Below are 13,761 nucleotides of genomic sequence, written 5' to 3'. Positions count from 1 at the left end.
AGAAAGAGCACACTTGATGACGCGAACAGCAACGCAAGCAGCGGTCACGGAAGGGCGGTTGGCGTGGTCGCCGCGCCGGGGCCTGACCGGGGCGGACTCCGTCGGATCCGGGCCGGCGCTCGGTGAGCGACTGGCGGTCGCCGACTCGTGGCTGCTGCGCGACGGCCGGGTACGCGGCCTGGGCAGGCACCGGGAGCGCTTCCTGCGGGCGTGCGGCGACTCCGGTGGCCCCTCGCTGCGTCAACTGATCGACTTCTGGCGGGACATGACCGACGCGCTGCCACGCACCGGAGAGTGGTTTCCCCGAGTCGAACTAGGCGCTGAATCAAGGGAGTTGCGGCTCCTGCTCCGGCACGCTCCGCCGCTCGGCACGGGCGTACGGGCTTGGGCGGCGGGCCAGTTGGACCCGCGTACCGTCCCGCGCCGCAAGGGGCCCGACCTGGACATCCTGGGCCGGGTCCGGCAGCGGGCGTCCACCGAGGGCGCGGACGAGGCGGTGCTGATCACACCGTCGGGCCTGGTTCTGGAGGGCGCCACCTCCAGCCTCCTGTGGTGGGAGGACGACACCCTGTGTCTGCCCTCGCCGCAACTCCCCGTCCTGGCCGGAGTCACCGTCGCCCTCATCCAGGAACGCGCCCAGCGCACCGGCATCCGCGTCGCCCACCGCGAACGCACCCTCGCCGACCTGGAGGACCGCGAGGTGTGGCTGGTGAACGCCCTGCACGGAATCCGCCCGGTGACGGAATGGACGGGTGAAGTGAAACCCCTTCTGCGGGCGGGGCGTGCGGTGCGGGCCGCCGAATGGAGGCAATGGCTGGAGGGCCTGGCGGAGCCAGTTCAGTAATCAGGAAGAAAATCAGGGCAGGACGATTCGAAATCGCCCTGCCCTGATTTTCCGTTCCCGAATTCAGCTGTTCTTCTGAACGGGCTGATAACCACCGGGAACCATCCGCGTCGCGATGGCGATCCGGTTGTACGCGTTGATGACGGTGGCCGCCCAGATCAGCGCGGCGACCTGCGCCTCGTCGAAGACGGCGGCGGCTTCGGCGTAGACGTCATCGGGCACGTGTCCGTCGTGCACCAGGGTCACAGCCTCGGTCAACGCCAGTGCGGCGCGCTCCCGTTCACTGAAGAAGGGGGTCTCCCGCCAGGCGTTCAGGGCGTAGATCCGCTGCTCGGTCTCTCCTTGGGCGCGGGCGTCCTTGGTGTGCATGTCGAGGCAGAACGCGCAGCCGTTGAGCTGGGAGGCGCGAATCCGGATCAGTTCCAGTATTTCGGGTTCGACCTTGGCGTCCTGCGCTGCGGAAACGGCGGCTCCGTGCAGGGCGCCCATCGAGGCGGAGACCTCGGGGGTGATTTTCTTGAGGGCTACTCTGGATATGGGTTCGGTGGTGGTCATGGGATTACTGTATACGCTGAAATCTGCTCCGGGATCAGAAAATCAACGGAAAGGGAACGAGCCCGTCACCCGTCAGCATCCGACGCCGGTTGCGAGCCATCCGTCCCCTTCTCCTTCTCCTTCTTCCTGTTCTCGCGCACCGTCCGTCGCCGTTCCTCCTCCGCGTCCCAGCGGCGCTTCAACTCCAGGCCGCGTTCGCTGAGGGGGACCGGCTCCTCGTCCTCCTCCCGCCACAGGCCCTGTTCCTTGAGCCGGCGTGTCTGTACGTCGACGGGCGGTTCGGGGTCGAAGTCGGAAGGGCGCGGGCCCTCGGGGCCGTCGGGGCCGACCCTGACGAGGCGTTCGACCCGGGTGACGCGGTAGCGGACGCCGTCGACGGTCGCGACGTTGGAGCGCCTCTCGTCGACGCGGTCGGCGGCCAGGGCGTACTCCGCGGCCTTCTCCTCGCTCAGTCGCAGGGTGAAGGGGGCCATCACGCGCAGCCAGTAGGCGAGGGAGTCCCGCGCGCCCTGGGGTGTGGAGTCGGAGGCGCCGGGGTTGTGCGCGCGCCAACTCCCGTCCACCCGCTCGGAGATCATGTAGACGGCGGGCAGCAGCACCCCGCCCGGATGCGTGTGGATCGCCCGCCTGGCCTCGTCCCGGACCTCCTGCGGCGCGCCGGGCGCGACGCCGACGAACTGGATGAGGTCCAGCTTGAGGATGCCGTCGGACAGCCCGGTGCCGGTGACGGGGTCGACCACGAAGCCCTTGGTGCGCGGTCCCACCCGGTACGCCTCGCCGACCTCCGCCGGGTCCGGGTCGGAGGGGCGGGGCGGCTCGGGCCCGTTCGGCCCCATCCGGACGAAGCGTGAGGCCCGTACGATCCGGAAGCGCTCGCCACGCACCCGTACGTCGTCCACCACCTCCCGGTCCATGCGCACCGCCGCCGCCATCCACTTGCGCCGGGCGGCCTCGTCCCCGGCCTCCTGGGCGTCGCCCGCGCGCATCCGGAACACCGAGCCGAGGGAGTCCCGGGAACCCTGCGGGGTGTCGCTGCCGTAGCCGTAGAGCTCCCAGCCGCCCGTCTCGCACTCCCTGGCATGGAAGAACTCGGGGATGCCCACCCCCATCAGGTCGGGGTACCGCCGCGCGGCCTCTCCCGCCTCCTGTTCGGCGAAGGCGGCGATCGGGCCGTCCTGGGCGGTGACCCGGACCGTCAGATACGCCGGGAGATCGTCCCTGAAGTCACCTCTGTAGTCGCTCATGTACTGAGCGTGCACACAAAGTGCTTGCCGGACACCCGATTTCACCGAATTCGGGTGTTCTCAATTCAGGGGTTCTGTGGTGTGGAATCCTGCGGAACCGGCGGGTCGCAGGCGCCAAGGGGTGGGCAGAACCAGTCCAACGCCGTGGTGAGGAGCTCCAGTTCGTCGTCGCGGCCGTCCGCGTCCGGGCCGTACGCGGCGATCGCGTAGATCTTGCCGTCCGAGGCCACGAAGCGCTCGTCGTAGACGTGCCAGGTGCCGAGGTCGGTTTCACCCCTGATCGAGTCGGCCAGATACTCCAGCCTGGTTCCCGTGAACGTGCCGTCGTCGAGGGTCTGCAGACGGAGCTTCGAGAATCCGGGCGCCTTGGCGGTCGCGCCCGACAGATACAGCTGGAACGACTCGGCCGGCGACGGCTCCGACACTTGGTACACCTGTACTCGGTGGGTCCGGTCAGGACTGTGGTAGTTGACCACGCGGATGCCGTACGAGGAGTCCGCCGTGGTGCGTGTCCACCTCTCTGGGAGTGCGATCCGGAAGCCCTCCGCGTCCTCCGACAGCGTGTAGCCGACGGGCGGTTCGGAAGCGGGCGCGGAGGGCGGAGCCGTCGTCCCGGTGGGCGACGCGGTCACGTCCGTCGGCTCCGACGTCACGGGTGTCGGGGGCTGCGTGGACGGGGTGGACCGGGTGGACTCGTGGGCCGCCGTCGTGCGGCTGTCGTTGTCCTTGCCGGGGTCCTTGGTGCCGACCATGAAGGTCAGCACCAGACTCACGGCGACGGCGACGACGGCAGCTCCGATCAGCGCGGACCACAGGAGCCGCCGTCTCCGCCCTTCGGCGCCGAAGGGCCCGGCGGGCTGCTCGGTGGACGCCCCTGTGGGCGGTCGTGTGGGCGGTCCTGCAGGCGGCCAGGACAGGTTCGGCTCCTCGGCGAAGTGACCGTAGAGGCCGCCACCGTCTGTCTCGGGCTCCCAGGTCGCCGGTGGCGGCCAGACGTCCTGCGCCCCGGCTCCCGGCCACCCGCCGGGCGCCGACACCGTGGGCGCCTCGGCCGGCGGCGTTACGGACGGCCACTCACCCGCACCCGCCCCCGCACCATCGACCGTCGGCGGGCCGGGTGGCGGCGCGGTGGGTGCCTCGGGCGGCCCCGACGGGAGGGGCAGCGCCTCCGGCAGGAAGTCCGGCCGGGTCGGTGGTGGCGGAGTCGCCGGCGCGGCGCCGTGGCTCTCGGTGTCCTCCCAGCGCTGCGTGTCCTCGTTCCAGTACCGCGATCCCCCGCTCATCGTGGCCCCCTCACAGCCCCAGGAGGCTCGCCACGGCCCCGGCCGAGGTGAGCACGCCCAGCAGTGCCTGGGAGTCGGCGAGCAGCTCCCGCAGTCTCTCCCGGCGCGTGGGTGCCGCCCGGCCGGTCGTGGTGATCTCCGCCTCCGTCTCCGCCAGGGCCGTACGCAGTGCGTCGGTCTCCTCGCTCGCGCGCACCCGGGCCAGGTCGGCACGCAACTCGCGTACCGCTCTCAGCAGTTCCTCGGTCGCCTCGTCGCGCTGGGGAGCCGTGCCGTGGTGGGTGACGGCGCGCGCGTGGCTGCCGATGGCGAAGGTGCTGTGCGAGACATCGCCGAGGCTGACGTTCGGTTCATCCGTTGCCATTGGTGCCGGATCCTGTCTGCGGCGCGGCGCCGCCGGTCGTGGAGGAGGCGGTGGCGTGACTGCCGACAGCGAAGGTGCTGTTCTCGACGCGGGCGATGTTCGTCACGTCGCCGTTGTTGTTGATGGTGGTGATCTTCTGCATGAACTCGCCGGTCAGGTAACCGGATTCGGCGAGCGCGACCCGTACTCCGTTCGCCACCCGGTCCTGCACGTTCTTCAGGTAGCGCAGGACGTCCATCTCCTGGAAGTCGGACCCGAGGGGCACCGAGCCCAGCTCCCGCACGGACAGGCTCGGTCCGTCGGGCAGCGCACCCGCGTAGCCGCCGGTCAGCAGCCGCCAGACGTACAGCAGGCCCCTGCCCAGCGTGACGAGCGAGCGGGCCACGGAGCCGGGGACCTGGGCGACGGCCCAGGCGGCCTTGCCGAGCGCGTTGTTGTGGCGGAAGCGGTGGGCGGCGCGGTCGGCGTTCTTGAAGTCCTCGCGCACCGGCGTCAGCACGTGCGGGGCGACCTCCAGGGTGAGCATCCGGCCCTGGGTGTGAATGCGCACGAAGACCGTGACGACCAGCTCCTCCTCCCAGCCGCCGACGCGAATGCGCAGGAAGTGCCGTCTCTTCTCGGCGCCCTCCTCGACCGCCCTCGCCCGGTGCTCCTCGAAGGCCTGCGGATGGTACGGCGCCTCCTCGCGCCGCCGGATACCCTCGGCGGGCAGGAACACGCACTCGTCGATCTCCAGCCGGCGCAGCCGGTCGCGCCCGAGCTGACCGGCGTACTCGGCGGGCAGCCGCAGCTGTTCGATCAGCGGCCGGATCCGCTCCAGTACGACACGGTTGCCGAGCGGCTGCTGCTTCTTCGCCTCGTCGGGCCGCAACTCCACTGCGAGGACCCACGTCTGGTAGGCCGCGCCCGCCCCTCGGAACGGCCGCGCCTCGTTGTACATGATCAACGGCGCGTGCTGTTCCAGCCGGATACGCTCCTTCAGCCGCTGGAACCGCAGTCCCTCGGCCCGCTCGGCCGGGTCGGAGGCGGCGTCCGGGAAGCGCTGCGGGGACAGCTCCGCGGCCAGCGCCCGGGCGAACTGACCTCGCTGCGCGGCCACGCACAGGGCGATCAGGGCGAACATGGTGAAGGTGACCCAGGCCTGCCAGGGGTCGATCAGGCTGTCGACGTCACCGCTGGAGGGCACCAGTACGTCCGTCGCGCTCGGCGAGCCGGAGAAGCCGTCACCGCCGTACAGTCCGGAGTCGTACGAACCGGAGGACGAGCCGCGCGACGAGTCCTTGTCGAGGACGCCGAACGCGACGGCCGTCGTGAGGATCAGCAGCAGCGCGAACAGGGCGCGGCCCCACCAGCGGAGCAGGAAGGCGGGCACCCGCCGGTACAGGGGCGGGTACGCGTCGCGGCCCCGGATCCAGGACGCGACCGCGAGGTACACGATGGGGAACAGAAAGAGGGCCAGCAGACCACCGGTCAGCACCGCACCGATCGCCCACAGGCCCAGGATCGCCCCTGCCCACAGCAGCTCCTGGCGTCTCGCCCGCAGGGCGTGCGCGAGGACGCGGGCCGCGTCGAAGCCGAGCGAGGGCGCCACGATCCGCTGTTCGTTGAGGTGGAGTTCCTCGATGACCCGGTCGCGGTAGTGGGAGTCCAGATAGGTGCCGGCGCACAGCAGCCGGGTGGCCTCGCTGGCGTGGGGTGGTGTGGGCGCCGGGGCGGGCGGTGCGCCTGGTGTCGGCTGTGGCTGCTGCGGCACGTGTCCGGTACTCACACAATCCCCCGATGCGTGTAACAGCCCTTGTCAGACGGCCAGTTGACGACAAATCAGCATAGGGGGACAGGCGTTCGGGGGACAGTGGATTGTCGGAGCCCGTCGGCCGGACGTGGCCGGGCCCCGTCCGGCGGAAGCCTGAACGGGGCCCGGGGGAAAAGCTGTTGGGTCTGGGACGAGGACTCAGATGAGACCGAGGGCGCGGACCGCGTCGCGCTCCTCGGACAGCTCCTGCACCGAGGCGTCGATGCGGGCGCGCGAGAACTCGTTGATGTCCAGGCCCTGGACGATCTCGTAGACGCCGTCCTTCGTGGTGACCGGGAAGGAGGAGATGAGGCCCTCCGGGACGCCGTAGGAGCCGTCGGACGGGATGCCCATGGAGGTCCAGTCGCCGTCGGCCGTGCCGTTGACCCAGGTGTGGATGTGGTCGATGGCGGCGTTGGCGGCGGAGGCGGCCGAGGACGCGCCACGGGCCTCGATGATCGCGGCGCCGCGCTTGGCGACGGTCGGGATGAAGTCCTCCGCGAGCCACTTCTCGTCGCTGACGACCTCGGCGGCGTTCTTGCCGCCGACGGTGGCGTGGAAGATGTCGGGGTACTGGGTGGCGGAGTGGTTGCCCCAGATCGTCAGACGCTTGATGTCGGCGACCGTCGAGCCCGTCTTCTTCGCCAGCTGCGTGAGCGCGCGGTTGTGGTCCAGGCGGGTCATCGCGGTGAACCGCTCGGCCGGTACGTCCGGCGCGGCGGCCTGGGCGATCAGGGCGTTGGTGTTGGCCGGGTTGCCGACGACGAGGACCTTGATGTCGTCCGCGGCGTTGTCGTTGATGGCCTTGCCCTGGGGCTTGAAGATGCCGCCGTTGGCCGAGAGGAGGTCACCGCGCTCCATGCCCTTGGTGCGCGGGCGAGCGCCCACCAGGAGGGCGACGTTGGCGCCGTCGAAGGCTACGTTCGCGTCGTCCGTGATGTCGATGCCCTGGAGCAGCGGGAAGGCGCAGTCGTCCAGCTCCATGGCGGTGCCCTCGGCGGCCTTGAGCGCCGGGGTGATCTCCAGGAGGCGGAGCCTGACCGGCACGTCCGCGCCGAGCAGCTGGCCGGAGGCGATGCGGAAGAGCAGGGCGTAACCGATCTGGCCGGCCGCGCCGGTGACGGTGACGTTCACGGGAGTGCGGGTCATGGCGTTCTCCGTAGGACAGCTGGCGGTGGGGCGTCGCTGCCCCGGGGTTCGGATGATCGATCTCTTGGCGTCAAGAGAGATCCGCCGCCAGGCTATCGCGCATCCGGGATCCCGGATGTCCGGGTCCCGTGTGGCCCACCCCACAGACCCGCCCCGCGGACCCAGCCCACGGACCCAGCCACGGAGTCGCGCTCACCGCGTCGCGAACGGCGACGGCCGCCCCTCCGGGAGAGGAGTGAAGGGCGGCCGCCGCCCGGGGCCGACTCTGCCGGACTCCCGTGGGGGTGTCTGTCCGGGTGCCCCGAACCGGCGCGGGCATGCCCCTCGCACGCCGATTGACGAAAATCCGGCATACGAGGGTGCCCTGGGGGCACCGCGCCAGACTACGACGACCACCCGGACCGGGTGCAGGCCACCCGGACCACCCGGCCCGGGTTCGGACCGCCCGGGCTACTGCGTGCAGCCCTTCTGCCCGGTCGCCTTGAGCGTGACGCACGCCGTCGCGTCGCCCGCGTCCTTCACGGCCACCATCGGCGTGTACGCGTCGGTGTCCGTGTCGACCGCGCCGGTCTGCTTCGCCGCGCCCGAGGCGGTGACGTCGACCTGGTCGCCCGGGGCGGCCTGGGTGATGCGCGCCCAGGCCGCCTGGCAGGTCTTGCTGTAGCGGACCTCGACGAGCGTGGTGCCGACGGTCACGCTGTTGGCGGTCTGCGCCAGCTCGCCGCCGCAGCCCATGCTCTCCGGGTCCTTACCGGTGCACGCGGCGCCGCTGCACTCCACACCGACCGGCAGGTCGGGATTGGTGGCGGCCGAGGTGGTCGGCGACGGGCTCGGCTTGGCCTCCGGCGTGCCGTCGCCCGGGTTGGTGAGGAACCAGGCCGCCGCGACCACGACCGAGGCTCCCACGACACCCGCGAGGAACATCGTGAGCCGCCGTCTGCGCCGCGAACCGCCGGATCCCCCGCCGGCGCCCGGCCGGGCGTCCTGCGGCTGACCGCCGGTTCCTGGTACGGGCGTACCCGGAGTCCAGGGTGCCGCGCCCGGATATCCGGGCACCCCCGACGCCCCGGAGGGCCCGAGCGGTCCGGCAGGATCCGCGGGCGGGGCCTGGCGCCCCCCGGCGCCGCCCCTCACCGCCGGTCCCTGGTACCCGGCCAGGCCCCACGAGTTGCTCTCGGCCGAGACGGAACTCGCCGAACTCGCGGAGCTCACCGAGCCTCCGGACACACCGCCCCGCGCCGCCCCCGCCCGTACGTCGCCCACCGAGTCCCGGGCCTCCGGGGGTGTCGGCTGCGGCGGCACGGTCGGCGAGACGCCCGCGGGTCCGGCGATCCCCGGAGTCACCGTCGCGCTCCGGGCGGCCCGACCGTTCTTGCCGCTCCCGTTCTTCGTCTCGACGGCGGGCGCCCCGAACTCCCCCAGCGCGGCGCGCGCCTGGGAGATCCGTATCGCCTCCATGGTCATGTCGTGACGCATCTCCGAGCGGCTCCAGGCGCGCTCGGCCAGCTCCCACATCGTGGTCAGGTGCACCGGGTTGGTACCGGTGACCTCGGCCAGAGCGACGATCGCGCCCTTGGGCGCGAGAAGCCGACCGCCCAGATAGCGCTCCCATGACGTCTTGCTGTAGCCCGTGCGGTCGGCCACCGCCGCGATGTTCAGGCCGCTGCGGTCCACGAGCCTGCGCAGCTGGCTCGCGAACTCCTTGACCTGCGGATCCAGTTCATCCGGCAAGGCCCTCCAACGAGGCATTACTTCCCCCCTCTTCCCCCCGGTCGTGCTGGCTGTTCTCCGTGTCTCCGTGCGTGGCGCCTCGGATCCCCTTGGCCGAATCCGTCCCGACTGTCTTGGCTACCCACACGGATGCGCCCGGTCAGGATCTCGGTTCCCGGGGTGGGGGCGCACGGGAGCATTGTCGGGCCTGGAGGTGCACCGTTGCACGCCCCTGACTCGCGGTCCAGTGTTCCACCGACAACCCTCCCGGTCGGCCGAACCTCCGGCTGGCACACGGGACGCCCAGGACCGTCCCGATTGCCCACATTAACCCGGTCGTATTGCACCCCGGTTGCAAATCATAGAACTTATCGACACATCGCCACACGGAAAGTACAAGAACGGTCACATCGGGTTCTCTTGTGTCAATTTCCTCAACAGCCTCAACCAAAAGCGACAGCGCCGACCACCGTGACAAGCGCGAGCGCCAGCGCGAGGAGTACGGCGACGAGAAGCACCCTCCGGGAAGCGTCCACGGTTTTCTCCCAGGAGGCCCCCGAAGCCCCGGAAGCCCCGTCGGACCCGGACTCCACCCACCACGGAAGGGTGGGCACCTCCTCCTCGTACACCCCGTCGCCCCCGTCCACCCCGCCCTGCCGCTCCGGCTTCGCCGGATCCGGAGCCGGTGGGCGGGGCCAGACCCGCACCGCCAGCTCCAGGCGTACGGCGAAGCGCTCGGCGTCGGCCGGGTCGAGGCCCGCGACCCGGCACAGGGCGGCTATCGCCTGCCGGGGCGGCGGCTGGGTCGCGTTGAGGTACCGCTGCCAGGAGGACTTGCTGTACGCGGTACGCGCCCCGAGCGCGGCGAGGCTGAGCCCGGTGCGGTCCTTGAGGAGCCGCACCTGCTCCACGAAGTGCCGCACCTCGGGCGGCAGATCGTCCGGCAGCGGCTGCCAGGCGCTCATCGGGCGTCCTCCTCGACGTTCGTCGGCCGGTCCGAGGCATTCGACGATGTCAGGGGGCGGATCGGTTCCCACCGGGGCGAAGTACGGCCCCGGGTGCTCCGGCCCTCCGCGCTCCGGCCGTCCGTCGTCCGGTTCTGATGATGCCCAGGACCTGCCCCCTGGCCTAGCCGCCCTGGCCGCTGATCGTGTAGTGCAGCGTGTCGTCCAGGAACGGGATCGTCAGCCACGGGTCGGGCTGCGCCATCATCGACAGCAGCACGATGGCCGTACCCAGCAGCGTGTACGTGACCATGTCCGTGAACCGGGACCGTACGGCGAGCATCCCGACGTCCGGCACCACCCAGCGCAGCACCGCACCGGCCAGCAGGGCGGCCCCGATCAGCAGCGTCCCGTACCGGAACACGTCGAGCGCGGTCAGCAGCAGGCCGAGTCCGACCGTGCCCAGCACGGCGAGGATCGGCCACTGCCGGGCGGGCGCGGGCGCGTCTCCGGGAGCCGCCCGGCCGCCGCCCTCGGGTCGCGCGGTGTCCCGCGTGAAGAGAGGGAAGCGCCGCGTCGTACGCCGGGGGCGCCCATGGGCGTCCGGCGCGCTGACGGGGTCGACGACGGTGGGCTCGGGCACCTCACCGGACTCCGTCGCGGGCTCCGCCCGCCTGTCCTCCGCCTCAGCCGACACTGCGCTCCGCCGCCTCGACCACGTTGACGAGCAGCTGGGCACGGGTCATCGGGCCGACTCCGCCGGGGTTCGGGGAGATCCAGGCCGCGACCTCGGCCACGTCCGGGTGGACGTCGCCCACGATCCGGCCCTCGGCGTTGCGTGAGACGCCGACGTCGAGGACGGCGGCGCCCGGCTTCACGTCCTCGGCACGGACGAGGTGGGCCGAGCCTGCGGCAGCGACGATGATGTCCGCCCGCTTCAGGTGCGAGGCCAGGTCACGCGTACCCGTGTGGCACTGCGTCACCGTCGCGTTCTCGCTGCGCCGGGTGAGCAGCAGCGGCATCGGGCGGCCGATGGTGACACCGCGGCCGACGACCACGACCTCGGCGCCCTTGATCTCGACGCCGTGGGCGCGGAGCAGGGTGAGGATGCCGTTGGGGGTGCAGGGAAGCGGGGCCGGCTCGTTCAGCACGAGGCGGCCGAGGTTCATGGGGTGGAGGCCGTCGGCATCCTTGTCGGGGTCCATCAGTTCGAGGATGCGGTTCTCGTCGATGCCCTTGGGCAGGGGCAGCTGGACGATGTAACCGGTGCAGGCGGGGTCCTCGTTCAGCTCGCGGACCGCCGCCTCGATCTCCTCCTGGGAGGCAGTGGCGGGCAGTTCACGCTGGATGGAGGCGATGCCCACCTGGGCGCAGTCGCGGTGCTTGCCCGCGACGTACTTCTGGCTGCCGGGGTCGTCCCCGACGAGGATCGTGCCGAGGCCGGGCGTGACGCCCTTCTCCTTCAGCGCCGCCACGCGGGCGGTCAGATCGGACTTGATCGCGGCTGCGGTGGCCTTGCCATCGAGAATCTGGGCGGTCATGCCCCCATCCTCGCGGATGACCGCCTCCGGGTTCCAATCCGGGTCCGCCCGAACCCTTTGCCCACCCTGTCCGCTCATGATCACAGATGTTGCACTTGCACAACGTCTACCGAATGCCGCTGGACAGGGGCTTACCTCACCTACGACGATGAGCCGCGCAGCATCGCGGTCCGTGTTGGGGGGCAAACCGCTCGTTTCTCTGACGTTCCTCCGCGCCATCCGCATCGTCCCCGCAGCGCAACGGAGGAAGATCAACCATGAGTTTCGGCTCCCCGCAGAACCCGTACGAACAGCCACAGAACCCCCAGCAGGGTTTCGGCCCCCCGCAGCCGGGCCAGCCCGGTTACGGCTATCCCCAGCAGCCGGGTCAGCCCGGCCAGCCCGGCTACGGCTACCCGCAGGCCCCGGGCCTCCCGCCCCAGCAGGGGTACGGCTATCCGCAGCAGCCCGGCTACCCGGGCGGCCCCGGTCCCCGGGTCGCCTCGATGGGCCGCCGCTTCGGCGCCCGCGTGATCGACTGGCTGATCCTCGGTGTGCTGTCCTTCGCCCTGAGCTTCGCCGGTATCGCGAGCTTCATCGACTCGGCCAAGGACTGTGACCCGAACGCGACCGACTACAACACCTGCATGAACAACGCGAGTTCGGACATGGTGGGGAAGTTCGGTGCCGTCTTCCTCCTCCTCGCGCTCGCGGGCCTGCTCTACGAGTGGCTGATGACCGGCCTGCTCGGCGCGACGCTGGGCAAGATGGCGGTCGGTATCCGTGTCGTGAAGGCCGAAACCGGCGAGAAGCCCGGCCTGGGTTCGTCGTTCATCCGCTGGATCATCCCGGTCGTCGGCAGTTTCGCCTGCGGTATCGGCCAGCTCGTGGTGTTCCTGTCCCCGTTCTGGGACAAGTCGGGGCGTCAGCAGGGCTGGCACGACAAGGCCGCGAGCACGATGGTCATCCAGAAGAACTGAGCTCGGGCGTCACGTTGACGCCGTTCGTCCACCAGGGCCGTGTCCCCCGTACGAGGGGACACGGCCCTGACGCGTCCCCGACACGGTCCTGGCAGTAGCAGCGAACTCGTCTGTCGGGCAAGAAAACGGGGCCCCGTGGGATGCCGGGACGGTGGGACGCCGTTCGCCTGGCACGTTCTGAGATCGTTGGAACGGCCATGGGACGGCCTCCATGGCACAGTGGCCCGGCTACTGGAGCGTCTGACCAACGTGCCATGGGGGGAAACCATGCCCGCACACCAGGAATCCGAACAACTCGCCGCGGCACTGCGCGCGTTGAAGAACAGATCGGGACTCAGCTACGAAGCACTCGCGAAGCGGACCGAGATAGCCGGCTCCACTCTGCACCGCTACTGCAAGGGCACCTCGGTGCCGCAGGACTACGGAAGCGTCCACCGCCTCGGCACGGTCTGCGGGGCGTCCCCGGACGAACTGCGGTCACTGCACCGACTCTGGGCACTCGCGGACACGGCCCGGCTCAAGGAGATCGCGGAGTCGAGTACGGAGGCGAGTGCCGAGTCGAGCGCGGAGGGGAGTGCGGAGGGGAGTGCGGAAACGAGCGGGGAGGCGAGTGCGGAGTCCGGGGACGCGGTGACGGACCCGGTCGCCGGGAAGCCCGCGACGCCGGCCCCCGCCCCGGTGCGCCGCGCCCGCTACTCCGTGGTCGCCGCCGCGGTGGCGGCGGTCGTGACGCTCGGCGGCTCCGCCTGGTTCCTGTCGGCGCAGGAGGCGGCATCCGCCAGCCATGACGACCGTGTGCTGTTCTCGTCGGGCTGTCGTTCGGTGGTCGCCATGGGCGAGCACGACAACTGCGTGCACGAGGTGCAGCAGTTGCTGCACGACAAGGGCGCGGACATCGGCGTCGACTCGGACTTCGGGCCGCAGACCCTGCGCCGGGTCACCGCGTTCCAGGTGTTCGCCGGCCTCCCGCCGAACGGGATCGTGGACGACGCGACGAAGGAGGCGCTGTACGCGTCGCCGAAGGTGCGCATGAACGTGTGGTCGCCTGAGAAGGTGCGGCAGCGCATCCGCGCGGTGTTCAAGGAGGCGCCCGCCAAGGCCGTCGCCATCGCGGACTGCCAGTCCTTCCTGGACCCGCTGCACATCCTGCCCAACACCAACGGCACCCGTAACTGGGGCGTGTTCCAGATCTCCGACGCCCGTCTGCGCGAGCTGGGCGGCACCCCGCGGCAGGCGCTGGACCCGGCGTGGAACATCACGGCGGCCAAGCGCCTGTGGGACAGGAACCACGACTTCCACGACTGGCCGAACTGCGAACGAGCCGCCGGCGGCGGCACGGCATCGCCCACTCCAAGTCCCTGAGCCGGCGGGGCAGC

The 13,761-nt window shown here is 70.8% G+C and carries 13 protein-coding genes; 3 read left to right on the top strand and 10 right to left on the bottom strand.

What is annotated here, in order from left to right; all coding sequences use genetic code 11:
- The first annotated feature begins 16 nt into the window (after positions 1-16).
- Positions 17-844 (top strand): aminotransferase class IV, encoded by an 828-nt coding sequence (locus PV734_RS41970; RefSeq protein WP_319294663.1) that lies wholly within the window; start codon positions 17-19, stop codon positions 842-844.
- A 63-nt stretch (positions 845-907) separates the two neighbouring features.
- Here PV734_RS41970 and PV734_RS41965 read toward each other — a convergent pair whose 3' ends face one another.
- The 10 genes from PV734_RS41965 to PV734_RS41920 all read right to left on the bottom strand — a co-directional run bounded on the left by PV734_RS41965 (position 908) and on the right by PV734_RS41920 (position 11,426).
- Complete coding sequence (locus tag PV734_RS41965; protein ID WP_319294661.1) at positions 908-1,399, bottom strand: carboxymuconolactone decarboxylase family protein; 492 nt, start codon at positions 1,397-1,399, stop codon at positions 908-910.
- Positions 1,400-1,464: 65 nt separating this feature from the next.
- Positions 1,465-2,643: a DUF5954 family protein gene (locus PV734_RS41960; protein ID WP_319092451.1), complete on the bottom strand. Its 1,179-nt coding sequence runs from the start codon at positions 2,641-2,643 to the stop codon at positions 1,465-1,467.
- Positions 2,644-2,708: 65 nt separating this feature from the next.
- Positions 2,709-3,926, bottom strand: coding sequence for a hypothetical protein (locus PV734_RS41955; protein WP_319294659.1), 1,218 nt, complete (start codon positions 3,924-3,926; stop codon positions 2,709-2,711).
- 10 nt (positions 3,927-3,936) lie between these two features.
- Positions 3,937-4,290, bottom strand: coding sequence for a hypothetical protein (locus tag PV734_RS41950; RefSeq protein WP_319092453.1), 354 nt, complete (start codon positions 4,288-4,290; stop codon positions 3,937-3,939).
- A complete protein-coding gene (locus PV734_RS41945; protein WP_319092454.1) occupies positions 4,277-6,058 on the bottom strand; it encodes a hypothetical protein in 1,782 nt (593 codons plus the stop codon). Before PV734_RS41945 ends, PV734_RS41950 begins: the two co-directional genes overlap by 14 nt.
- A gap of 183 nt (positions 6,059-6,241) precedes the next feature.
- Positions 6,242-7,231, bottom strand: coding sequence for a malate dehydrogenase (locus tag PV734_RS41940; RefSeq protein WP_319294657.1), 990 nt, complete (start codon positions 7,229-7,231; stop codon positions 6,242-6,244).
- Between the two features lie 450 nt (positions 7,232-7,681).
- Positions 7,682-8,980: an XRE family transcriptional regulator gene (locus PV734_RS41935; RefSeq protein WP_319294655.1), complete on the bottom strand. Its 1,299-nt coding sequence runs from the start codon at positions 8,978-8,980 to the stop codon at positions 7,682-7,684.
- Positions 8,981-9,384: 404 nt separating this feature from the next.
- The gene (locus tag PV734_RS41930) at positions 9,385-9,906 is read right to left on the bottom strand and encodes a helix-turn-helix transcriptional regulator (RefSeq protein ID WP_319294653.1); all 522 of its coding nucleotides are present in this window, start codon (positions 9,904-9,906) and stop codon (positions 9,385-9,387) included.
- 163 nt (positions 9,907-10,069) lie between these two features.
- Positions 10,070-10,582, bottom strand: a complete 513-nt coding sequence (locus tag PV734_RS41925) for a DUF3017 domain-containing protein (RefSeq protein ID WP_415924359.1) — start codon at positions 10,580-10,582, stop codon at positions 10,070-10,072.
- On the bottom strand, positions 10,572-11,426 hold the full coding sequence (locus PV734_RS41920) for a bifunctional methylenetetrahydrofolate dehydrogenase/methenyltetrahydrofolate cyclohydrolase (protein WP_319092459.1): 855 nt from the start codon (positions 11,424-11,426) through the stop codon (positions 10,572-10,574). Before PV734_RS41920 ends, PV734_RS41925 begins: the two co-directional genes overlap by 11 nt.
- 257 nt (positions 11,427-11,683) lie before the next feature.
- Here PV734_RS41920 and PV734_RS41915 point away from each other — a divergent pair, with 257 nt between their 5' ends.
- Both PV734_RS41915 and PV734_RS41910 read left to right on the top strand, forming a co-directional pair.
- Complete coding sequence (locus PV734_RS41915) at positions 11,684-12,385, top strand: RDD family protein (RefSeq protein WP_319092460.1); 702 nt, start codon at positions 11,684-11,686, stop codon at positions 12,383-12,385.
- A 267-nt stretch (positions 12,386-12,652) separates the two neighbouring features.
- Positions 12,653-13,747: a helix-turn-helix domain-containing protein gene (locus PV734_RS41910; RefSeq protein ID WP_319294651.1), complete on the top strand. Its 1,095-nt coding sequence runs from the start codon at positions 12,653-12,655 to the stop codon at positions 13,745-13,747.
- Positions 13,748-13,761 lie beyond the last annotated feature (14 nt).

Source organism: Streptomyces sp. AK08-02 (assembly GCF_033795085.1).
Lineage (GTDB): Bacteria > Actinomycetota > Actinomycetes > Streptomycetales > Streptomycetaceae > Streptomyces > Streptomyces echiniscabiei.
The sequence above is the reverse complement of the archived record's forward strand: the minus strand, read 5'-3'. Positions and strand labels throughout refer to the sequence as shown.

Excerpts from the sequence above, each read along its gene's own strand:
- PV734_RS41915 (WP_319092460.1), top strand. The coding sequence starts at position 11,684 with ATGAGTTTCGGCTCCCCGCAGAACCCGTACGAACAGCCACAGAACCCC.
- PV734_RS41960 (WP_319092451.1), bottom strand. The coding sequence starts at position 2,643 with ATGAGCGACTACAGAGGTGACTTCAGGGACGATCTCCCGGCGTATCTG.
- PV734_RS41910 (WP_319294651.1), top strand. The coding sequence starts at position 12,653 with ATGCCCGCACACCAGGAATCCGAACAACTCGCCGCGGCACTGCGCGCG.
- PV734_RS41940 (WP_319294657.1), bottom strand. The coding sequence starts at position 7,231 with ATGACCCGCACTCCCGTGAACGTCACCGTCACCGGCGCGGCCGGCCAG.
- PV734_RS41950 (WP_319092453.1), bottom strand. The coding sequence starts at position 4,290 with ATGGCAACGGATGAACCGAACGTCAGCCTCGGCGATGTCTCGCACAGC.
- PV734_RS41930 (WP_319294653.1), bottom strand. The coding sequence starts at position 9,906 with ATGAGCGCCTGGCAGCCGCTGCCGGACGATCTGCCGCCCGAGGTGCGG.
- PV734_RS41920 (WP_319092459.1), bottom strand. The coding sequence starts at position 11,426 with ATGACCGCCCAGATTCTCGATGGCAAGGCCACCGCAGCCGCGATCAAG.
- PV734_RS41965 (WP_319294661.1), bottom strand. The coding sequence starts at position 1,399 with ATGACCACCACCGAACCCATATCCAGAGTAGCCCTCAAGAAAATCACC.
- PV734_RS41970 (WP_319294663.1), top strand. The coding sequence starts at position 17 with ATGACGCGAACAGCAACGCAAGCAGCGGTCACGGAAGGGCGGTTGGCG.
- PV734_RS41955 (WP_319294659.1), bottom strand. The coding sequence starts at position 3,926 with ATGAGCGGGGGATCGCGGTACTGGAACGAGGACACGCAGCGCTGGGAG.
- PV734_RS41935 (WP_319294655.1), bottom strand. The coding sequence starts at position 8,980 with ATGCCTCGTTGGAGGGCCTTGCCGGATGAACTGGATCCGCAGGTCAAG.